Genomic DNA, 21,324 nt, shown 5'->3' with positions numbered 1-21,324 from the left:
TCATGAGAGCTATAGACCTATATGCCGGCATCGGGGGCTGGAGTTTGGGCCTGAAACTGGCCGGATTTGAGGTGGTTAACTCGTATGAGTGGTGGCAGCCGGCTATCGATACCCACAATGGCAATCATGGCTCTAGCTTGGAACCCACGAACATTCGCACGTTGGATTTAGATGATCTACCCAGCGACATCGACCTTGTCGTCGGTAGTCCTCCGTGTACTCAGTTCTCATATTCAAATCGTGGTGGAAGCGGTGATTTGGCTGATGGGCAAGTCGACCTCGAACGCTTCTTTGCAATTGTGGATCGGCTGAAACCTAAGTTTTGGGCAATGGAAAACGTGCCTAGGGTGGCTAAGTTTCTTGAGGCCAGCTTTGCCGACCCGGCATCAAGCCTGTATAAGTACAAGCGGCTAAAACCCAACATTGAGGTGTTTGATTTTTCCGAATTCGGTTGCCCTCAGGCCCGCCGGCGATGCATTGCAACAAACATCCCATTGGTTGAGATAAACAAATTCAAATCTAGATGTGCCGCTCTAACGCTTGGAGATGCGACGAATTCCCTTTCGGTATCTGGGCGCATAACCGATCCGGTTTGGGGCGTTGAGTTGGACCGTGCTGAAGTCACCGAGCAAGAGCAAGAGGAAGACTTGAGCGGAGAAGAACTCCGGCTCAATCGTGAATCCAAGATTTTCCACCCTGTTTACAACAATATGTCGTTTCCGGATCGTTCGGATGCCCCCGCTCGTACAGTTACGGCAACTTGCACTCGGGTTTCACGAGAAAGCATAGTTGTTGAAAACGATACCAGGGATGGCTTTCGCCGCCTCACAGTTCGGGAGCGCGCTACTCTACAAGGCTTCCCGATCACCTACCAATTCTATGGGAAGTCATTTGCGGAAAAGGCAAAAATGATCGGGAACGCCATTCCGCCCACGTTTAGTTATGTGCTCGCTTCTTTTGCCAGCGGAGTAGATGCTGACCACTTCGTTCCTCACGCGAAGGCTGGCATGGAGCTCGAGCTTCCTGCCAAAACTGCTCCAAAAACAAAACCTGATACTGCAGGACGATCTTATCCGGCCAAGAGGCGATTTCGAGCCGCGATACCTGGACTGAGGTTTAAAAGTGGGATGCGCTTTGAATTTGCGAATGAGGCCACGGAAAAGCAAACTACGTGGTCGATGCGGTTTTACTCAGGAAACTCTAAGGACATCCGGACGCATCTACTGGACGATTCTTTAGGGGAAAAGCTTCTTAACAAGGCTGCTTTGTCAGGAGCTTCGGTTGCCCCCAGTCAGTCGCGAAAACGCCTAGAGACACTTGTTTCTGAGGTGGACGGTGATGGTCTTCAGGATATTTGGACCAGGCGCAGCAAGGGGGAGAGCCCTTATGCTTGGGTGGACTTGCTCGGTGAGCTGGCGGATGCCGTGCATACTCAACTGAATGAGACGATTTCAGACGATGATGCTGAAAATCTGGTTCTCGAACTAGTCGGGATTCGTGACGGTCAAAGCAAATATGCAAATGAAGCCAAGTTGCGCAGAAACGCTACGCGAATAATTTCTGGTGCAATCGTCGGTGTTTGGTTCAATCGCATTTATGCCAACGCTCAAATGCTGAAGGCGGCGTAGAGGGCAACTTCCAAGGCGACCTTTGCAACGCCGGGAGTGCCACACCTTGGCGACCTCCTTCCGTCGATACTTTTGTTTTGCAAACGTTGGCACCAACAATTGCCACATGTTCATCGAACCATGACGACGCTCTTTGATGTTTGAGCATCAATCGACTCGACTCCTGCGTGTATCCGGGGATTATCATCAGCATAACTTTTGGAATGCATTGATGTTAAACACCCTTCAAGAATCCGGCTATCAGGTCGAAGTCCTTTCCCACGCCAGAGCAATTTTGGATGTGGACTTTCCGCAAGTGGAAGAAGAACTGACAGCAGTTCTCAAGGATTTTAAAATTCCAGTGAAAGAGTTGATTGCTGGTGGGGGCGGGGAAGCCAAGGGAACTCAGAGGCTTAGGAATGCGCTTGCCGACAAGTCATGGCCCAAATTCCATTTCCACGTTGAGCGGAAGATCAATGGCAAAGTTCTGGAAAGCCAGTCTCATGAAGTTGATCATGTACGCGAGATGGAAGCCGGCCGTGTTGCGCTGGAGATAGAATGGAACAACAAGGACCCATTCTTTGATCGGGATTTGGAAAACTACAAAAGGTTGCATGCAGATGGTGCTATTTCCGTTGGCATTATCATCACGCGTGGAACGTCTTTGCATGAGAACATGCGGGAGATTGTAGGTCGATTCCTTGATGATAATGATATCGGGTCACTCGATGATCTAACACAGTGGGGCTACGAGCCCACTTCACGCCAGAAATCGGCCATCAGAACTCTGATCGATCGTAAGAAAGACCCGTTGAGTTTCCGCGATGCATTTTGCCGAAAATTTGTTGCTGACAAGTTTGGTGAAGCCACGACGCATTGGCGAAAACTTGAAGACAGGATTCACCGCGGTGTCGGAAATCCGTGCCCCTTGCTTTTGATTGGGTTGCCAGACAGCATTGTTGATTTCAGTTAAAGCGGGACGGATAGGCAGTCTCGATTCTCCTAAATTTGCGGGCCTCACTCGCTGGTTTAGGGAGCGATTTTGCGCAGGTGGCGGCACATTGTTCAAAAGGGCGCATTTTCAAGAGTTTGCTACTCAAACATTACACCAAGGCTCAAGTGCAAGTGTGGTTTTCCGGAAAAGTCCGTTTGAAAACAAAGCGGTCGCGTGCGACCTTAGCTGCCTCTCGACCGCACCATACATCTTAGTAAAGATGTGGTAGATTTAATCGGGGTGCTATTACCCCCCACTTTTCCCCTCAGGCTGTGCCGATTTATAACCTCCGTGAGCGGGCATTCGCTGCGCCTGTGAGGTTTCTGCGTGGCCCCATGTCGACATTGCTGACAAGGGGGGCGAGTGATCTTCTAGATCCTAGTTCAATAGGCTCTCGGTGCGATCACAGCCAAGAGCTCAACCATAGGCAATCGCCAACTTTTGAGATCCAAACCCATGGCAGGTGCAATGCGGGCAGGGCGCTATGCGTCAACGATGGCGCCGCAAAACATCCTGGATTAGATTTCGCCGTTTTGGGGGAGGAGACGCTTGCGTCCTTTGCCCGGACGGCTGCCATTCAACGCGGGTTCAAGCGCAGGAAGCCAAACGCGGCGACGCAATGCCCGCCGCCGCGCTAACTTTTACAGGATCATATCGCTGGCGGTCATCGCGGGGGCACCGTCGAGATCGATCGAGAAGTCGCTTGCACTGTCGCCATCGACGTCGATGTATAACCGCCCGATGGCTCCGTTGTAACGCACCTCATTGCCCGCGCCGGTGTAGCTGCTGACAAAGCTGAGGGTGCCGGAAAAGCCCGACAGATCAATCACATCCACACCTGCCTCAAAGTCAGTGATGGTATCTAGGCCCGCTCCATGGATGCTTTGACCTGCTGCGTTCCACACAAAGGTATCCGCACCAGTGCCGCCGCCTAGCGTGTCTGTTCCGGTACCAGCAATTAGTCGGTCATCGTCAGCGCCACCAAACAACCGGTCATTGCCGCTGCCGCCGTTCAACGTGTCGGCCCCGGCGTTTCCAACCAGCGTGTCGTTGTCGGTTTGGCCGAACAATTCATCGGCCCCGTCGCCCCCCCGCATGATGTCGTTGCCCAAACCGCCGGCCAAAAAGTCGTTGTCATCTTCGCCGTTGATGTTGTCGTTGTCGGCCCCGCCGAACAACCGGTCGTCTCCGCTGCCGCCGCGCATCGTGTCATCTCCTGCCCCACCGGACAGGGTGTCGATGCCGTTTTCGCCATCCAACTCATCTGCACCCGCGTCACCTCGCAACAAATCATCGCCGATGCCGCCCGCCAAAAAGTCGTTGTCGTCATTGCCAGACAGTCTGTCGTTGTCGGCCCCGCCGAACAATCGGTCATCTCCGTAGCCGCCCGATAACGTATCGTCACCTGCGCCGCCCGCCAGCGTATCGTGCCCGGCCTGACCCAGTAATTCATCGGTACCAGCGTCGCCGCGCAACAGATCGTTGCCAAGCCCGCCATCAAGGACGTCATTGTCATCGTTGCCACTGATCTGGTCGTTTTCGGTACCGCCAAACAGCCGGTCGTCGCCAAGCCCACCAGATAGGGTGTCATCACCGGCACCACCGGATAGCGTGTCGATCCCGTCGCCGCCGAGCATGATGTCTGTGCCGTTATTGCCGCGGATCAGGTCATCGCCTCGCCCGCCGTCCAAAAAGTCATTGTCGTTTTGGCCCGAAATATCATCGTTGTCGTTGCCACCAAACAGGCGGTCGTTACCCGTTCCACCGGTCAGGGTGTCATTCCCGCTTCCGCCGGCAACGGTATCTGCGTCGCCTCCACCGTCAATCATATCTGCGCCTGCGTCGCCGCGCAGCAGGTCATCGCCGTCACCGCCCAACACAGAATCCGCGCCGTCGCCTGCGTTGACTGTATCGGCCCCGCCATTGGATGTGATCGTGTCGTTATCATCGCCGCCCAAGATCGTATCGTGACCATTGGCACCGGTGATGTCGTCATTGCCGATCCCACCTTCGAGGAGGTCACCAACGGCAGACCCCACAAAGAAACCACCATCGATGGTGTCATCGCCTTCGCCGCCCCGGATCGTTTGATCGCCGCCTCCGCCGCGTAATGTATCGTTGCCACCGTTTCCTTCGATTGTGACGTTGGACACGTTGCCCGATCTGAGATCGTCCCCTTGCTCCGAGCCAAGTAGCACATCAATATTTGACAGGGTGCCGCTGGAACCGGTCGTCGAATAGGCCCTGCCACCATTCACACCGACAACTGTCAAACCTGATGTCGTTAGACCCGTGGCATCCAACGTGTTGGTTCCAATACCTCCGTTGATGTCGTCAAGGTCATCGTCGCCCACGATAAAGACGTCGTTACCGTCGCCACCGACAAGGCTGTCGCGCCCGGCACCCCCTGTGATGGTATCGTCGTTGTCACCACCATCTATCGTGTCGATCCCGGTACCGCCCAAAAGAACGTCATTGCCGGCATTGCCCTCGATACTGTCGTTGATTTCGGTACCAGTGATCGTTTCAGCATCACCATCCCCGGTGATGTGGAAAACATCATCGCCGTTAAAATCGAAGAAAAACATCTCAGACACATCAAGCGCGGACTGTGTGTCCATCTCCACCTGAATGGTGGCGCTTGCACCGGTGCTCCGACTGAACATCCCAAACCCTGAATTTAGGGTGGTGTTGTTAAACTGTGTGATCTGAGTGTCGGTAAAGATAAGCGTGCGGTCAGCCGACATTTCAGTCAGTGCAAGCCCCTCCCAACCTGTCAATGTCATGTCTGTAAAATCAACAAGAGGCACGCCACTGATTGTGTTGATGACGTCCGAGTCTCCTCCGACCTCCGCACCGCCGTCCCAATCGGCCCCCGCGACAACGTCTAACCCAGAATTGACTTGAACAAAATCGTTGCCACCCTGGCCCCGAATTGTATCGACTCCCCCTCCCATGTCGATCGTATCATTGCCATCGCCAAGGTCGAAAAAACTGTTACCGTCGCCGTCAAAAACCCCGTCGTTGTCCGCACCCGCAAACACTGAATCGTTGCCGGAATCCGCAAAGATGCGATCTTCCCCGTCACCGCCATGGATCGTGTCTTGATCGGCCCCGCCGTTTAGCGTGTCGTTGCCTCCATTGCCGATGATGTAATCATCGCCAGCCTCGCCAAGGATGCTGTCCGCGGATTGCAAAGCGGTGTTTGAATTTACATGCCCCGTGACCGAGACCGTCAATAGATAGGTTGAATCTGCACTGACGACACTGTCATTGAACTCTTCAACTCGAAGATAGACGATTTGCGTTGAACCGGTATTGTTGGTCCATGTCACAAGCGAGTCAAAGTCCGTATGTTCGCTGCCGAACCCATCCAATGGCCCGTTTGAGTTATCATCGTTCTGATCCAAGACAGCGTCCGAAATATCGAGCAGTTTCAGCTCGGAATCAAAACCCGACCCACCGGCCGAAGCGTTGGCAAAATCGATGTCCGCAATCAATTTCTCACCAATGCCGACGGTCACTTCGTAATAGTTGAACGCGTCATTTCCCTCGCCAACAATCGTTGTGTAGGGGATCGTATCATCGGCAACTAATGGGTTCTGCTGGGTCGACCATCTGAATTGATCGTCAATCGACAGGGCGTTCGCGATTACATTGTTCGTGGCTGTGTTGTCCAAAAACAGGAAGTCAGTGTCCCCAATGATCAGATCATCGCCAGCGCCGCCCGATAGGGTGTCGGTGGTTGCATCGCTGAGCTCTTGACCAATGATGATATCGTCGTCGGCCGTACCCGTGGCGGAGTTGCCGGTCGTGGACAATAGGGCAATCGCCATAATGCATTCTCACTATCGTTGTTTCGGCGCACCAGCGACCAAGATGAATTTAAGGGGCATTGATTGGAAAAATACGTAGCTCGCCCCGGCTATAAATATCCAAACCGTGCTGGAGTTCGCAGTGTGTTAACGAAGAGAAAAGCAGTAAAACGGTATGTTGCCAAACCAAACATGCAATTCCCGGCGGTTTTACGCGGTTTTACGCGGTTTTACAGGGATCTGGCTCTGGCCCTACAATCAATGGCAGCAAAACGATCTGCGCGTTGCAGCTTATAATTGATGCCGGTGCGCAAACTATCGTAGCACGAGCGCTAGTCTAGGGGGCTTCCACGCCTTTTGCGCAACCAGTTTTCTGAAGTATTGGCAAAAAACGGCAATACTTTCAGGCCCGGTTTTCTTAGGTCGGCCCTCAGCTCCTTTGACACGATCAGCTGGTACAACCCAAATTCCGATCTCAAATTCTTTCTGGTTCGCACCAGAGCACCCATCCGGTCGAACTATGGAAAAAGTCATGTGGTGCAAGCATCGGCCGGCGTTGATTTCCGGCAAGTTTGCGAAGCGAGGCCGCAAATCTCGGGCTGTCAATTTGGATGCCGGTTTAGGTCCCGTTTTGGGGAACATATGAGTGGTGCCGGGAGACATCCAACACCCCCTTGAACCGCCCCCTCCGAGACGGGCCTTCTTGGTGTCCTGTACGAATTCGGCCAACTCCCCAAAAGGCGGGCCGACATGATCAAGGTCGTTTTTCTTCGACCGCGCCATTTACTGAACGCCGATGCGTTCAAGTTCCCCACAAATCTTAGCGTCATGGAATGGAAGCGTCTTAAAAGGGTCTGACTGGGTGGTTTCGGGCGTACGTACCCATTCCGCAGGTGCCTAGGGATAATTTTGAGTGATCCATCAGGATAAAAATCCACAATGAGTGGAATGAAACGGCCCTTGGGAGACGAAAAGAAGATCTACGCCAAATGCAGGACTTACACTCTAGAGCCACCATTGCCACGTTCACCTGAACATTTTGAAGTCCATTGCCTGACAGCCAATGTTGTTTCATACCGTTGTGGTTGAGCAATTGAAGTAAGGGCAAAAATGCAGGTCGATCTATTGAAGGCAGGGGCTAAGTATTTGGCAATGCTTGCAGAAAAGGGGCTGGATATTTCTGTTAGACAGGACTTTGACAGCATACCAGCCGCGGCCCGCGCAGCAGGGCGTGACTATCAGCTCCCTACGTTCCAAATTGACCGGACCGATCACACCCGTGCGTCGACCTTTTGGGTGTTTTTGAACCAAGGGGATGTCAGCGTCGGTAGCGCCGCCGCCATCCGCCAGGACCTAAAAGGTGAGAATGTTGCCAACTACTTGATGCGCACCGCACGCCACCAATACCCTAACCCCACCGGCTCGGCGGTGTCTCATGTCTCCGAGGCGCTTTCCAACAAAATGGCAGGCTCTCTGGCCTATATTGGCGAGCTCGCCATTGCTCCGCAGGCCAAGGGCGATCGCGTTGCCTTGGCGTGTTTTATGCGGCTTGTGCAAATTCTAGCGATCTCGGAATGGGACATTGATTGGACCTATGCGTTTATTCCGCATCGCCATCTAAACGCCAACCTTGATAAGCTTTACGGGTTTACGCAACGCTTGCCGGCGGCTCAATCCTGGGTGGAACCGGTGCCTGAAAAAAGGTCAAGCTCGGAATGGTGGGTCGGGGCCCCGCGCGCAGAACTCATCGAGTTTTTGCGCGCTGATGCGCAGCTAAAGGATATCCTCTGAGTAATTGGCAAGAAGGGTTTTACCTCCAAGGTACAAGGGGGCAATGATCCGTCGATACCGCCGCGCAAACCGTTCCCCTGTTCGAAGGGTTTCATCCAGAAACGGGTGCGAAATCACCGGTTCGCCTCTGTTGCAGGCTTCGATATGTGCCTGAACAAGTGCGGTATTGGTTTCGGGGCTGAAACCGTCAAGTGTCTGTTTTAAATGACCTGTTTCTTCCAAATAGAAGTATTTGCTGGCCAAGCTGGATTGGCCGATTTGGAGAGGCTGAATTTGGTTTGCATCTGACGGGGGGCGCTCGAAAAGATCGACGCGATGTGCGATTTTATCAAAGTTTTCAAGCCGCCCCGCGCTTGCCACCCACCAGTTCAGAAAGCTTTCCAACGTAACCACGTCGCCCGCTTTGGCGGTTTGAATGCCGACGCGGTGAAGGGCAGAATCTGCGTTTTCAGACAGCGCCGATGTGATGCTGTCCGAATTCTTCGGGCTTTCGATTTCGATGATTGGTGACTTGGCTGAAAAATAGCTGAAGGGGATATCAAATGCCGACGAGATTGTGTCGAGCGTCGAGGCAGATACTTCTCGCTCATTTTGCAACATGGATCTGAAAGTGGTGTAATTGATGCCGCAAGTTTTCGCGGCCTGGCGTGTAGAAAGACCCCGTTGGCGATAGATTTTTTCAATCTTGTCGTGGATTTGAGCCATGAGTGTTCAACATTTTGCACAGTACTGGTCAATCTATTGCATCTTCTGCCTGTGCTGGCAACAGTCGCCCATGGGTTGAATGCCGTAGCCGTTAATAAGTGTGGGAGACAGGATGTGGGCGAGGAGTATAGCGAGGGGAGCTCAGACGGCGTCGGTATGGACAGCACGGAGGAACCCACAACCAAAGTTTATTTTGAAACGATCCTAGATCGTCGTCTGGATCGTATGGTGGAAATTGCCGATCACCTTGGGTTGTCCTTGGATGACGTGGTGAGCGCAATAGGAGTTGAGGACAACAAAATTTTTCTGGAGGTGTCCGAAAGCCCGTCTAGCCTGCCGCGATATATGGCGTCCAAGGTCAAGCCGTAAACGTCACACAAAGTTTCGGCGGCCTCGACTGGAATTCGGCGAAGGCCGGTTTCCCAATTGTTATACTGGGTCTTGTTGAAACCATTTTTTCCGGCCCATTCTGTTTGGGATAGGGTCGAAAACCCCAGCCGGATAGCAGAGAGCCTTATGCCAATTTCTTTGTAACGAGACGTGTTTTCCATGGGTCTTTATTCACATTTTGTGGACAAGCCCGCAAGAGGAAACAATGCCACGGATTGCCGTATCTTTGCCAATCAATCATCGGGTCCTTGCCGGGCCGTTTATCAAAGTTAGAAATGGTCACAAGAGACGCAGCGTTGTGTCGATGGTCACTTGATCCTTGCGCGCAATGCACGCTTTAGTCGGTCATGGGTGACGGGGAATAGACATGGCGAAACGGGTTTTTATCACCGGCGGGGCAGGCGGCTTGGGCCGTGCTTTGGCAACACAATTGGTGCAATCTGGTGCACAGGTGTTGATCGGCGACATCGACGACACCGCCGCCCAAGCCACCGCGGCCAAGGTTGGCGCAATCGCAATCCGCTGTGATGTCACCTCAGAGGGGGATTTCGCCACTGTTGCCAATTGGTTGCAAGACAATTGGGGCGGTGTCGATCTGGTCATCAACAATGCGGGTGTCGCGCAGATGGGGGCGCTTGATCAAACCCCGATCGACGATTGGCATTGGATTCTCAACATCAACACCCTTGGCCCGGTGCGCGCCGTGCAGGCGCTTGGCCCGTTGATGCCGCCGGGCAGTCAGATGCTCAATATCGCGTCAATGGCGGCGATGCTCTACCTGCCCAATTCCGCCGCTTACAACGCCTCCAAGGCCGCGCTTTTGGCGATTTCTGAGACCCTGATGCTCGAATGGGAGCCGCGCGGCATTTCTATCCACGTCGCTTGCCCGTCGTTCTTTCGCACCGATCTGGCCCGCAATATGCGCGCCGCCGATGATACCACCCGCGCCGCAACCACCCGTATGGTTGAACGGGCCCGCGTTGGCGCGGACGAGGTTGCCGCCACCATTCTCGTGGGGCTAGCGGCGGGTGACCCGCATATCCTAACCCACAGGCCGGCGCGCAAAAGCTGGCTTTTGAAGCGCTATCTACCGTTTTCGATGTACATGTCGATGATGCGCAAAGAGCTGGCCAAGCTGAATACGCGGCTCAAGACCCCCTCGAAAACAAAGAGCTAAAGTGACGCCACGAAACGCCCCGCTTTGCGCCGCGTCGTGATTGGCGCGGGCGGCAAGCTGACGTAACCCATGTGCAACGTAAAGCGCAGGGACCAAACATGCCGACCACATTAGAATTGCCGAAAAATCAGCTCAACGGCGTGCTCGCCCGTATTGCTTTCTTGCCCGAACCGCTGCGTCTGCGCGCCTTTGACGTTATTTTTGGTCGCCTGATCCGCGCCTTTGCCACCGTCGGTATTCGCACCCGCGTTTTGAACCCGACCCGCGTTGAGATGACCCTGAAAAACCGCCGAAAATTCCGCAATCATGTTGGCGGAATTCATGGCGTCGTCTGCCAAATGCCCGGTGAATTTGCCGCTGGTATCCTGCTTGCCCATTGGGTGCCAAAGGGGGCGGTGGTTGTGGTGCGCAGCATGTCGGCCGAGCTTCACAAACCGATCCGCGGCGACATTCGCGCGGTTGCAACCCTCCCCGAAGAAAAACTCCGCCCAGCGATGGAACAAGAAAAAGGCGAGGTCACTGTGTCGATTGAACTCACCGATAGCAGCGGTGAACACCCGATTGCCACCGACATCACCATGGCGTGGTTCCCCAAAAACCGCGACTGACGCGAGGTCTTGCTGGCACCTTGGGGCGATCTTTTTAAGCTGACCAAAACAGATGTCTTGGGGGGAACATGCGCAAAATCTTGATGGGGGCCGGGGCCGGTTTGGCACTTTTGACCGGGGTGATCGGCTACAACACGTGGCAGTTCACGCCGCAAGCATCGCAAAGCGCCGCGCCCTATGTCCTTGGGGCCGACATTGACGCCGCCGCCCAATCGCTCTCCAAAGCGGTGCAATTCAAGACCATCGCCAATGGCAGCCATCAAGAGGAATTTGATGGGTTTCTGGCGCTGCTGAAATCCGAATTTCCGCTTATCGCCAATAAGTTGACGCTTGAACCCCTTGCCAATAACACCCAGCTTTACAAGTGGGAGGGCACCGATCCCTCCCTCGCGCCGGTTCTGCTTGCCGCTCATTCCGACGTTGTGCCGATCTCCTTTGGCTCGCTTGATCGTTGGAGCTATACGCCCTTTTCCGGCGAAATTGCCGATGGCTATGTTTGGGGGCGTGGTACGCTGGATGATAAGGGGGCGCTGATTGCCATCATGGCCACGGTCGAACATCTTTTGGCCACTGGCTTTACCCCCAAGCGCACCGTTTACCTGTCCTTTGGCGGCGATGAGGAAATCGGCGGCGACGGGGCCTTGACGGTGGCCAACCTCCTGATAGCACAGGGTATCACCTTGGACTGGGCGCTGGACGAAGGCTCCTTTGTTCTCCAAGATGTGATCCCCGGTCTCGACGTTCCGGTGGCAAGCATCAACCTCGCGGAAAAGGGCTATGTCACCGTTAAACTCGTGGCGCGCTCGCCCGGAGGGCATTCGGCCTTGCCGCCTCGTGTCACCGCCGTTGGCCGCATTGCGCGGGCGGTGGATGCGCTGCAAACCACGCCGGTTCCCGGTGGGCTGAGCGATGTTTCGGGCGCGTTTTTTGACAATCTGGGCCGTCATTTCAGCCTCGAAAAACGTGTGCTGTTTGCCAATACATGGCTGTTTTCACCGCTTCTGAACGTTGTCTTGTCGGACGCCGCCACCACCAACGCCATGCTGCGCACCACCACCGCGCCAACGATGTTGGCCGGTTCAAACAAGGAAAACGTGCTTGCCGCCGAAGCTTCGGCGGTGATCAATTTCCGCATTCACCCGCGCGACACCATCGACAGTGTCATCGCCCATGTGACCGAAACCATCGACGACCCCGAGGTCGAGATTGTTGTCGATCGTCAGTTTTCGTCAAACCCCTCGCCGGTCGCCGATGAGGCCAGCGCAGGCTATACGCAAATTAAAACCGCGATCACCCAAGCCTTTGGCCCTCTGGCCACGGTGCCCGGTCTGACCATCGCCGCAACCGATGCGCGCCACTATGCGCTGGCGGCGAAAAACGCCTTTCGGATCAATCCGTTCAAGGTCACCAATGATGATATCGCCCGGTTTCATGGCATCGACGAACGCCTGTCGATTGAAAACCTTGAGGCGGGGATGAATTTCTATGGGGCCCTGCTGAGCAAGCAATAAGACCGGCCAAAGGCATCAAGGGCGGAAACCGTCCTTGATCTCTTTCATTGCCATCCGGTCGACCACACCCGGAGCGATCAGGCGCAACCAACGCCCCAAACGGGCCTTGCGCGTCATCACAACCTCGCGCTTGTTGCGCGTCATACCCGCGAGGATCAGGCGCGCGCAGGTCTCGACTGGCATGGCCTTGTCGTCTTTGAGCATCGACACGCCGGGCGCCGTACCGCCCTGCGCGAACCCTTGTTTGCGAATATTGGTGTCGACGGTGCCGGGATAAGCCAAGGTCACGCGCAAGCCCTTGTGGCCAAGTTCGGCGCGCAGGGCCTCCAGAAATCCGTTCATGGCAAATTTGGTGCTACAATAGGCGGTGCGGCCGGGCACCCCAACCAAACCCGCCAGCGAACTCACCCCAACCACCTGTCCTTTGCTGGCCAGCAAATGGGGCAGGGCGGCTTTGGTCAGCCAGACAACCGACCAGTAATTGACCACCATCAGGCGCTCGTACCATGCAAGATCATCGTCATTGATGGTCTCAAAATTGGCATGGGCGGACATGCCGGCATTGTTGATCAACACATCAATGCGCCCAAGCCGCGCCATGGTTTCATCGATCAAATGGCGGCAGGCAGCGCGATCCGTTACATCGGTCGGAATGATCTCCACGCGCGTCCCCTTCGCGCGCATCTCCGCTGCAACAGTTTCAAGCGCCGCCCGCCGCCGCGCCGCCAGAACCACAGCCACGCGCCCCTCGTCACGGGTTGCGATCTGGCGGGCAAGCTCGGCCCCAATCCCTTCGGAGGCCCCGGTGAGAATGATAACCTTCATTGCGCCTTGTCTTTGCGCGTTAACCAAAGCCCGAACAGCACCGCTGTGACATACATCGAAACGGAATAAAGCGCGGCGGGCAGGGCGATTTGGAAGTTCCCAAGCACTGAGAGCGCGATATAGAGCGCGAGGGTCGAGTTATGGATGCCAATCTCAAAGCTGATGGCGCGGGCGGAGCCTTCGTCCAATCCGCGCATTCGCGAAATGTGATAGCCCGCCAAGAGGCTCACCAAGTTAAAGACAATCACCGCCGGGCCAAGCGTGGCGAAACTATCGGCCAAAGCCTGACGTTCCGATACAATGGCGATCAAGGCGAACCCGGCCAGCACCAGCGCAGAAAAAACCTTGAAAGGTTTTTGGGCGCGCGTGGCGAGGGCGGGGGCAAACCGACGAGTTACCATGCCAATCGAGACCGGCACCAAGACCACCGCAACCACCTGCGCGACCTTGCCAAATTGCAGCGGTACCACCGCGCCATCCGATCCTTCGGGCGCGAAAATCGCGATGGCGATGTTGGAGATCAAGGGGAGCGTGACAATCGCCAAAACCGTGTTGATGGCGGTTAGCGAGATGTTCATCGCCACCTTGCCGCCGTATAAGTGGCTGAAAAGATTGGCCGTGACCCCGCCGGGCGAGGCCGCCAAGATCATCATCCCCACCGCAAAGGCCGCCGGAAGGGCAAAGCCGTAGACGATCAACAAACACGCGATCGGCAATAGGATGACTTGCAAGACCAGCGCCAAAATCACCGCGCCTTTGTGTTGGGTGACGCGGGCAAAATCCCGCAGGGTCAGTTCCAGCCCAAGGCCCAACATCACCAAGGCCAAAGCGACCAATAGCACGTCTGGTAAAATGCTCATGATATCCATGGTGTCGTCTCCCTTACCTCGTTAACTCTCTAAATCCGCGGCCGCGGCGCGCCCGGCCTGACGCCCCGAAAAGATACAGCCGCCCAAAAACGTTCCTTCAAGTGCGCGATAGCCGTGATAGCCGCCGCCGCCAAAGCCCGAGACTTCGCCCGCCGCATAAAGCCCCGGCATCACCTCGGCGCCGCGCCCCTCAGCACGGCGGAAACAACGCCCACCCAGATCGGTTTCGATCCCGCCAAGGGTTTTGCGGGTCAGGATGTTGAGCTTGACCGCAATCAACGGCCCGTGTTTTGGGTCCAAAATCTTATGTGGTTTCGCGGTGCGGATCAGCTTGTCACCGATGTAATTTCGAAAGGTCCGAAGACCCATAACTTGCTGATCTTTGGTGAACTTATTGTCGATCTGGCGATCTCTGTCCGCGATCTGACGGCGCAGGTCATCGACTTGCAACATCTCGTTCCCGGCAATGCCATTCATCTTGCCAACCAAGTCGTCCAACGTCTCCGCCACGGCAAAATCGTCGCCATATTCCTTGAACGCCTCAACTGGACCGGTGGCTTTGGGGCCAAAGGCGCGGCCCAGTACCATTTTCCAATCCCGCCCCGTAAGATCGGGGTTTTGCTCTGATCCGCTAAGCGCGAATTCCTTTTTGATGATGCTCTGGGTAAGCACAAACCACGTGTAATCATACCCGGTTTCCATGATGTCGTGCAGGGCACCCAAACTATCATATCCGGGATAATTTGGTGCTTTCATACGCTTGCCCGTCGCGTCAAACCACATCGAACTTGGCCCCGGCAAAATGCGAATGGCGTGGTCGGGCCAAATCGGATTCCAATTGCGCACCCCTTCGACGTAATGCCACATGCGGTCCTTGTTGATGGTGTTGGCCCCGGCCTGCTCCGAAATACCGATCATACGACCGTCGACATGGGCGGGCACCCCTTTGATCATATGTTCAGGCGCTTTGCCGAGGCGCTTGGGCCAACTCGCCCTGACCAGATCAAGGTTGCCGCCAATCCCGCCCGAACAGACAATCACCGCCCCGGCGCGCATCTCAAAGGTCCCGGTCACATCCCGGTTGCTCGGGGCCCCGCGTGGCGCATCATCCTTGGCTAGACGGGACCCGATCACCCCAACGCATGACCCGTTTTCAACAATTAGATCATCCACTTGGTGGCGAAACTTAAAGGTAATCTTACCCTCGGCCACCATGGCCCGCGCGCGCTTTTCAAACACCTCAACAACACCGGGGCCGGTGCCCCAAGTGATGTGAAACCGCGGCACCGAATTGCCGTGGCTCGAGGCATCAATGCCACCGCGTTCCGCCCAGCCGACAATCGGAAACAGCTTGAGCCCGAAGCCGCGCAGCCAGTCCCGCTTTTCCCCGGCGGCAAATTCCACATAGGCCCGCGCCCATTTTTGCGGCCAATAATCCTCATCGCGATCAAACCCGGCGCTGCCCTGCCAATCGGCCCAGGCCAGATCAAAACTGTCTTTCACCCCCAACCGACGCTGCTCAGGGGTATCAACCATGTACAATCCGCCAAGGCTCCAAAACGCCTGACCGCCAAGATTGGCCTCGCTTTCTTGGTCAAGGACAACAACCCGCAACCCGGCCGCCGCCGCTTCGGTTGCGGCGACAAGCCCGGCCAATCCGGCCCCAATGACAATGGCGTCCGCCTCTTGGTTCATCTATCCCCCGCCTAAAGCGCAAAACCTGCATGCAATTTCGTATTCGATACACTATTGTATCGAAATCAAAGTGAGGCAACGGATGAATCTTTCCCGACGCGACGTCATCTCGAATCCCGACGGCGACCCGGCCCGCCAACGCCGTCCCAAGCGTGACGAAGTGCGTGATCGGTTGATCGACGGCGCGGCGCTGGCCTTTGCCGAAAAGGGCTTTGCCGGGGCCTCGATTGATCTGATCTGCAAAAAGGCCGGGTTTTCGCGCGGGGCGTTTTATTCGAATTTCGTCGACAAAGATGCGCTGTTCTTTGCGCTTTATGACCGGCGAACCGATCGGCTCTGGGCACGTATGTCCGAGATCGCGCAAGCCGCGCAAAACGCCTCTGATCCGCTGGCCAAATTGACCGAGCTTTTGGCACGTCCTGACGCGGATGAGCTGCGCTGGGACATCCTCAACAAAGAGTTCATCATCCACGCCTTGCGCAACCCAGAGGCGCGGGCGCAATTGTTGACATCGCGCACCGAAAGCCGCGCGCGGCTGGCGCAAATCCTCACCGGGTTGCGTCCGGATTTGATCGATGATCCTACAAAACTTGACCGTCTTTGCCGGTTCATCATCGCTCTCCACGAGGGTGAATTGACCCAAATTGGTCTGGATTCGTCTTTGGCGGATACGCCCTCACTGCTCTCCGAATTCATCCCCGTCGTCCTCGCTGCGTCAAAGCAGTAAGGCTGGGGCATCAAAACGCCGCGCTGTTTCTGCGTGCGAAATTCTAGGCTTACCTTGCGTTTCCTCGGTATTTGGTTTCTAGTCCCTTAGACGGGATAGATTCCCGGGGGGATAGTAATGAAGAGCGACCTCACCGTCAGGCTCGCAGACCGGCTGTCACGGTTGCGCGCCGACAAGGGTTGGACCTTGGACCAGTTAGCGGGCGCAAGTGGCGTCAGTCGTGCCGCCTTGTCGCGGCTTGAAAATGCCGAAGTCAGCCCATCTGCCGATGTGCTGGATAAACTTGCGGCCGCCCATAGCATGAGCCTGTCACGCCTGCTCGCGATGACCGAGGCCAGCTTTCCAGCCCACATTGAACGCGATGACCAAGCCATCTGGCGCGATGGCGACACGGGTTATGCCCGCCGTATCGTGTCCCCCGGTGCCGCCGCCTTGGCCGGTGAAATCGAGGAATGTCGTCTTCCGCCCGGTAGCGAAATCACCCAAGACGGTGATGACCTTGAAGGGCAAGAGGTCCATCTCATTGTGATTTCGGGCTATATGCACGCCGATCAGGGCAACAACACCTATAGTTTGGGTCCGGGCGACGCCCTGCGCTTTCGTCAAGCGGGGGCTTTGCGCCTTGTCACCGCCAAAGGACAGGGGTGCAAATTCATGATTTGCCGCTTGTCGGGCTAATTCAAACCGGTTTTCCACCCGCCTTGGCGCCACTCCGGCGCGTCACGCCCCCCCAAAGCGGTCCAGATTTCATTTCGCCAATTAAACTCCGGGGTGAATTGGCCCATCGGGCCAAGAGGGGCTGGCCCCTCATCGCGGTTTTTCATCGAAAAACCGCCACCCGCCCGCCGCAGGCGCAACACCGGTGCCGTAGGCACATCAACAGTTTGGCACATTGACCGCCAATCCACCCAACGACGTCTCTTTGTATTTCTCATGCATGTCATGCCCGGTCTGGCGCATGGTTTCGATCACCGCATCTAAGGGCACCAAATGGTCACCATCCCCGCGCAAGGCAAGGGATGCCGCCGAGACTGCTTTGATCGCGCCCAATCCGTTGCGTTCGATACAAGGCACCTGCACCAACCCTTTCACCGGATCACAGGTCATGCCCAAATGATGCTCCAGCGCAATTTCTGCCGCATTCTCAACCTGCTTGGCGCTGCCCCCCATCACCGCACAAAGCCCCGCCGCCGCCATGGCTGATGCGCTGCCGACTTCGGCCTGACATCCGGCCTCGGCCCCCGAAATCGACGCGTTGTATTTCACCAAACCGCCAATCGCCGCCGCCGTGAGCAAGAATTCCGGCACCTTGGACCCAACCGCGCCGGGCACAAAATCAAGCCAATAGCGAATGACCGCGGGCACAACCCCCGCCGCGCCGTTGGTCGGCGCGGTCACAACCTGACCACCGGCGGCGTTTTCCTCGTTGACCGCCATGGCGTAGGTGCTCATCCAATCGTTGATCGTATGCGGGGCGGTCAAATTCATGCCACGCTCGGCCTCAAGCTGGGCCAAAATCCCCGGCGCGCGGCGTTTGACATTCAAGCCACCGGGCAAAATCCCCTCACGTTCTAACCCACGATCAATGCAGGCGTTCATCACCTCCCAGATCCGCGCGACGCCTTTGTCCAAACTCTCCGAACAGCCGCGCGATATCTCATTGGCGCGTTTCATCTGGGCAATTGTTTTGCCAGACGCCGCCGCCATATCGAGCATCTCGGCTCCGCTCTGAAATGGGTAGGGGACCGGCGTGCCGTGATCGACATCCTCGCCCGAGGCAAGCTCACCTTCGGTCAACACAAACCCGCCACCAATCGAATAATAGGTCTCTTGCAAGATGACATCACCCTGCGCATCCGTCGCCATCAAGATCATACCATTGGCATGACCAGACAGGGCCGGGCCAAAGTCAAAGACCAGATCAACCTTGGGATCAAACCGCAACGGCTCCAACCCCTCGGGCGTGACCTGTCCACTGTCCCGTATCGCCGCCAAAGCCGCCTCGGCCTTGTCAAAATCGTAATCCGCCGGGGCAAATCCGGCCAATCCCAACACCGTGGCGCGATCGGTGGCATGGCCAACCCCGGTAAAGGCCAATGATCCATGCAGCGATGCCCGCAATCCATGCGCCCGAAATGGCGCGGCGCGCAGAGCGTCCAAAAACAGCGCCCCGGCCACCATTGGCCCCATCGTATGGGATGAAGATGGCCCGACGCCGACCTTAAACATATCAAAAACCGATAGAAACATGTGCGCTCCAGAGATGTCGAGTGAGTGTGTGTGTAAGTGTGCTTCGCGAGGGCAAGTTTCCTATAGTAAACTTTTCTCCTATTGGAAACTCCCCTGTTTGGGGGAAATGCGGTCCCTTAAAGGGCGCTGCCTTCTGGGGGGCGGGCCAATACCGGGGCGCTGAACGGGCACGGCCCCAACCCCTCGGCCTGTTGCGCCGCCTTCACCGCCGGTTGGCCTTCCAATCGCACGACCAATCTGTGCAACTCTGGATAATCCGCCAGAGAAAACCACCCGGATTTCGGCTCCGGATATAGTGCAAACCAACGGAGGCAGCAGGCCAGATAATAGTCAAATACCGAGACCGACGCACCGCCAAACCAAACATGCCCGCTCTTGGCTTCCTGCTCCAAAAGCCGCAGATGAGCGGTCAGCTCCCCAAACATGTGCTGCCGCAAAGCGGCTTGACCCGCGGCATCATCCCCGATGTATTTGTCCGGGTAAAACGTCATCCGTAGCCCGGCCTGAAGCGTATTTGACAAGAAAAACAGCCACTTCAAGAAGGCGCCGCGCGCCGGGTCCGTCGAGGCTGGGGCCATATTCCCATGCCGATCGGCGAGCCAAAGAACAATCGCCCCGGTCTCCGAAATTGGCCCATCGGGTGTTTCAAGCGCCGGAATATGCCCGGCGGGGTTTAATCTGCGATAGGCCGCACCGTGCTGTGCACCTGTGCGACGATCCACCAGACGGGTGTCATAGGGCTGGCCCATCTCCTCAAGAATCAGCCGCACGATGAGCGACGCATTGTCCGGGGCGTAGTGCAAAACGTAGTCTGTCATGGGGTCACGATAGGCGGCTGGCGCGCCCGTGGCTGCCCGATTGCGCCGCCCCATCGGCCAAAAACGCCGACCGGCCTCGCAAACTGCCGCTCGCGCAAATGTGTGCGCCTGCCCCTTGTCCAAAGGGGCGGGGCGCGGGCAATCTTACGAGTAAGGAGACCCATCATGCAAAGACGTTCTTTTCTGTTATCCGCCGCCGCTGCTTGCCTCGCGACACCGTCATTGGCCGGTTACGAAATCACGCGCAGCGATGCGGAATGGCGCGCCATGCTGAGCAATCTGGAATACAAGGTCATGCGCCGAGAAGGCACCGAGCGCGCCTTTACCTCTCCCCTAAATGACGAAAAGCGCACAGGCTCTTTTGTGTGCCGGGGCTGCGATCTGCCGCTTTATGCTTCCAAGGACAAGTTCGATAGCGGCACCGGCTGGCCGTCTTTCACCCGCGCCATGCCCAATGCCATTGCTACCAAGGTGGATCGCAAATTGTTCCGCGCGCGCACCGAATGTCATTGCCGTCGCTGTGGGTCGCATTTAGGGCACATCTTTGATGATGGGCCGGCCCCAACCGGAAAACGCCATTGTATCAATGGGGTAAGCCTGAAATTCGTCGCGGCTTAGCGCAGTACCCCTTTTGTTTCCCTCAGTTTGGTCACGCCAAACGGCAACGGGTTCCGCAGTAATGCGCGGAACCCGTTTTCCGTGAGTGGTTGTAACTATCATTGGATAGGGTGACGTTGCGTTACCTAAATAACGTAACGCAACCAATGCGTGTGTGTCCACAAAAAAATTCTAGTCCGAAAAATATCGAAGGCAAAATGGGATACATGGGTGCACTAACCCTTTTTTTTCAAACAAAAAAACGGCCCAGAAAATCTGAGCCGTTTCTTGTATTTTAAATGCGTTATTTAAAGCTGCGGCTGTCTTTGATTTGATCCCAGGCCCAGACCACTTCTTGTAACTGGTCTTCTTGGCTGCGGTCCCCACCGTTCATGTCCGGGTGAAGAACCTTGATCAACTTCTTGTAAGCCTTACGGATTTCGGCCTTGGTCATTGTGTCCTTGGCCTCAAGAATATCAATCGCCTTGCGTTCGGTTGGCGGCAATTTGCGTCCCGCACCACCGGCTTTGCCGGGGTTACGCGTGGCGTTGTCGCCCAAAACCTGATGGGGGTCTTCGATCCCCAAACGCGCCCAGGCCTTGGCCTCGGGGTCGCGCCAGTCTTTGGTTTTACGCTCCCAAACCTTGTCCGAGCTCTCCTGCGCATTCATTTCTGCTTCGGTCTTGCCGTCGAAAAAGCTCCACTTAGCGTTGTATTCACGCACGTGGTCTTTGCAAAACCAGTAAAAGTCATCTAGCACATCCGGCGCCTTTGGCGCACGGAATTTGCCCGGCTCTTCGCAACCGTCATGTTCACATACACGCGTAGATGTGGTTTGTTCCCCTGTCATGCCCTTCCGGCCGCGCGGGTTTTTCTTCTTCGCGGACTTAATGGACATGTCGAAACCAAATGGATCATCTCTGCTCATCGGGCACCTCTTCTCGA

19 protein-coding genes and 1 pseudogene are annotated in these 21,324 nt (G+C 56.0%); 10 read left to right on the top strand and 10 right to left on the bottom strand.

The window, feature by feature from the left end; all coding sequences use genetic code 11:
- Nucleotides 1–2 precede the first annotated feature (2 nt).
- Nucleotides 3–1,628 carry a DNA cytosine methyltransferase gene (gene dcm, locus Q1A43_RS05700; RefSeq protein WP_299933318.1) on the top strand — a complete coding sequence of 542 codons (1,626 nt, stop codon included), beginning with the start codon at nt 3–5 and terminating at the stop codon, nt 1,626–1,628.
- A gap of 136 nt (nt 1,629–1,764) precedes the next feature.
- Nucleotides 1,765–2,580, top strand: coding sequence for a BglII/BstYI family type II restriction endonuclease (locus tag Q1A43_RS05695; protein WP_299933316.1), 816 nt, complete (start codon nt 1,765–1,767; stop codon nt 2,578–2,580).
- Between the two features lie 662 nt (nt 2,581–3,242).
- Here Q1A43_RS05695 and Q1A43_RS05690 read toward each other — a convergent pair.
- Nucleotides 3,243–6,437, bottom strand: a complete 3,195-nt coding sequence (locus tag Q1A43_RS05690) for a calcium-binding protein (protein ID WP_299933314.1) — start codon at nt 6,435–6,437, stop codon at nt 3,243–3,245.
- A 1,089-nt stretch (nt 6,438–7,526) separates the two neighbouring features.
- Here Q1A43_RS05690 and Q1A43_RS05685 point away from each other — a divergent pair.
- Nucleotides 7,527–8,207, top strand: a complete 681-nt coding sequence (locus tag Q1A43_RS05685) for a hypothetical protein (RefSeq protein WP_299929187.1) — start codon at nt 7,527–7,529, stop codon at nt 8,205–8,207.
- Here Q1A43_RS05685 and Q1A43_RS05680 read toward each other — a convergent pair.
- The gene (locus tag Q1A43_RS05680) at nt 8,190–8,912 is read right to left on the bottom strand and encodes a helix-turn-helix transcriptional regulator (protein WP_366944238.1); all 723 of its coding nucleotides are present in this window, start codon (nt 8,910–8,912) and stop codon (nt 8,190–8,192) included. The two genes, Q1A43_RS05685 and Q1A43_RS05680, sit on opposite strands and share 18 nt — an antisense overlap.
- A gap of 114 nt (nt 8,913–9,026) precedes the next feature.
- Between Q1A43_RS05680 and Q1A43_RS05675 the strand changes: the two genes are divergently transcribed.
- A complete protein-coding gene (locus Q1A43_RS05675; protein ID WP_299933310.1) occupies nt 9,027–9,281 on the top strand; it encodes a hypothetical protein in 255 nt (84 codons plus the stop codon).
- 44 nt (nt 9,282–9,325) lie between these two features.
- Here Q1A43_RS05675 and Q1A43_RS22485 read toward each other — a convergent pair.
- Nucleotides 9,326–9,463 (bottom strand): annotated as a pseudogene (locus tag Q1A43_RS22485) (hypothetical protein); the annotation flags it as partial.
- A 206-nt stretch (nt 9,464–9,669) separates the two neighbouring features.
- On the opposite strand from Q1A43_RS22485, the gene Q1A43_RS05670 reads away from it, so the two are divergent.
- The 3 genes from Q1A43_RS05670 to Q1A43_RS05660 all read left to right on the top strand — a co-directional run bounded on the left by Q1A43_RS05670 (nt 9,670) and on the right by Q1A43_RS05660 (nt 12,598).
- Complete coding sequence (locus Q1A43_RS05670; protein WP_299933308.1) at nt 9,670–10,479, top strand: SDR family oxidoreductase; 810 nt, start codon at nt 9,670–9,672, stop codon at nt 10,477–10,479.
- Nucleotides 10,480–10,577: 98 nt separating this feature from the next.
- Nucleotides 10,578–11,087 carry a DUF4442 domain-containing protein gene (locus Q1A43_RS05665; RefSeq protein WP_299933306.1) on the top strand — a complete coding sequence of 170 codons (510 nt, stop codon included), beginning with the start codon at nt 10,578–10,580 and terminating at the stop codon, nt 11,085–11,087.
- A gap of 68 nt (nt 11,088–11,155) precedes the next feature.
- The gene (locus tag Q1A43_RS05660; protein ID WP_299933304.1) at nt 11,156–12,598 is read left to right on the top strand and encodes a M20/M25/M40 family metallo-hydrolase; all 1,443 of its coding nucleotides are present in this window, start codon (nt 11,156–11,158) and stop codon (nt 12,596–12,598) included.
- Between the two features lie 15 nt (nt 12,599–12,613).
- Here the strand turns inward: Q1A43_RS05660 and Q1A43_RS05655 are convergent, their stop codons facing one another.
- The 3 genes from Q1A43_RS05655 to Q1A43_RS05645 are packed head-to-tail and all read right to left on the bottom strand — an operon-like array spanning nt 12,614 to nt 15,987.
- Nucleotides 12,614–13,423 (bottom strand): SDR family oxidoreductase, encoded by an 810-nt coding sequence (locus tag Q1A43_RS05655; protein WP_299933302.1) that lies wholly within the window; start codon nt 13,421–13,423, stop codon nt 12,614–12,616.
- Nucleotides 13,420–14,292: a bile acid:sodium symporter family protein gene (locus tag Q1A43_RS05650; RefSeq protein ID WP_299933300.1), complete on the bottom strand. Its 873-nt coding sequence runs from the start codon at nt 14,290–14,292 to the stop codon at nt 13,420–13,422. Before Q1A43_RS05650 ends, Q1A43_RS05655 begins: the two co-directional genes overlap by 4 nt.
- A gap of 21 nt (nt 14,293–14,313) precedes the next feature.
- A complete protein-coding gene (locus Q1A43_RS05645) occupies nt 14,314–15,987 on the bottom strand; it encodes an FAD-binding dehydrogenase (protein WP_299933298.1) in 1,674 nt (557 codons plus the stop codon).
- A gap of 82 nt (nt 15,988–16,069) precedes the next feature.
- Here Q1A43_RS05645 and Q1A43_RS05640 point away from each other — a divergent pair, with 82 nt between their 5' ends.
- Complete coding sequence (locus tag Q1A43_RS05640; protein ID WP_299933296.1) at nt 16,070–16,714, top strand: TetR/AcrR family transcriptional regulator; 645 nt, start codon at nt 16,070–16,072, stop codon at nt 16,712–16,714.
- 117 nt (nt 16,715–16,831) lie between these two features.
- Entirely contained in the window at nt 16,832–17,392 is a 561-nt protein-coding gene (locus Q1A43_RS05635) for a helix-turn-helix transcriptional regulator (protein ID WP_299929157.1), read from the top strand.
- Here the strand turns inward: Q1A43_RS05635 and Q1A43_RS05630 are convergent.
- The 3 genes from Q1A43_RS05630 to Q1A43_RS05620 all read right to left on the bottom strand — a co-directional run bounded on the left by Q1A43_RS05630 (nt 17,389) and on the right by Q1A43_RS05620 (nt 19,782).
- On the bottom strand, nt 17,389–17,607 hold the full coding sequence (locus Q1A43_RS05630; protein ID WP_299933294.1) for a hypothetical protein: 219 nt from the start codon (nt 17,605–17,607) through the stop codon (nt 17,389–17,391). The two genes, Q1A43_RS05635 and Q1A43_RS05630, sit on opposite strands and share 4 nt — an antisense overlap.
- Complete coding sequence (locus Q1A43_RS05625) at nt 17,591–18,964, bottom strand: L-serine ammonia-lyase (RefSeq protein ID WP_299933292.1); 1,374 nt, start codon at nt 18,962–18,964, stop codon at nt 17,591–17,593. The genes Q1A43_RS05630 and Q1A43_RS05625 overlap by 17 nt, the downstream gene beginning before the upstream one ends.
- A gap of 116 nt (nt 18,965–19,080) precedes the next feature.
- Nucleotides 19,081–19,782, bottom strand: coding sequence for a glutathione S-transferase family protein (locus tag Q1A43_RS05620; RefSeq protein WP_299933290.1), 702 nt, complete (start codon nt 19,780–19,782; stop codon nt 19,081–19,083).
- Between the two features lie 165 nt (nt 19,783–19,947).
- Here Q1A43_RS05620 and msrB point away from each other — a divergent pair, with 165 nt between their 5' ends.
- Nucleotides 19,948–20,400 carry a peptide-methionine (R)-S-oxide reductase MsrB gene (gene msrB / locus Q1A43_RS05615; protein ID WP_299933288.1) on the top strand — a complete coding sequence of 151 codons (453 nt, stop codon included), beginning with the start codon at nt 19,948–19,950 and terminating at the stop codon, nt 20,398–20,400.
- Between the two features lie 283 nt (nt 20,401–20,683).
- Here the strand turns inward: msrB and Q1A43_RS05610 are convergent, their stop codons facing one another.
- A complete protein-coding gene (locus Q1A43_RS05610) occupies nt 20,684–21,307 on the bottom strand; it encodes a J domain-containing protein (RefSeq protein WP_299929140.1) in 624 nt (207 codons plus the stop codon).
- Nucleotides 21,308–21,324 lie beyond the last annotated feature (17 nt).

This window comes from uncultured Pelagimonas sp. (genome assembly GCF_947498515.1).
In the GTDB taxonomy this organism is placed as follows: Bacteria; Pseudomonadota; Alphaproteobacteria; order Rhodobacterales; family Rhodobacteraceae; genus Pelagimonas.
Note: the sequence above shows the minus strand (reverse complement) of the source record. Positions and strands in the feature narration are given on the sequence as shown.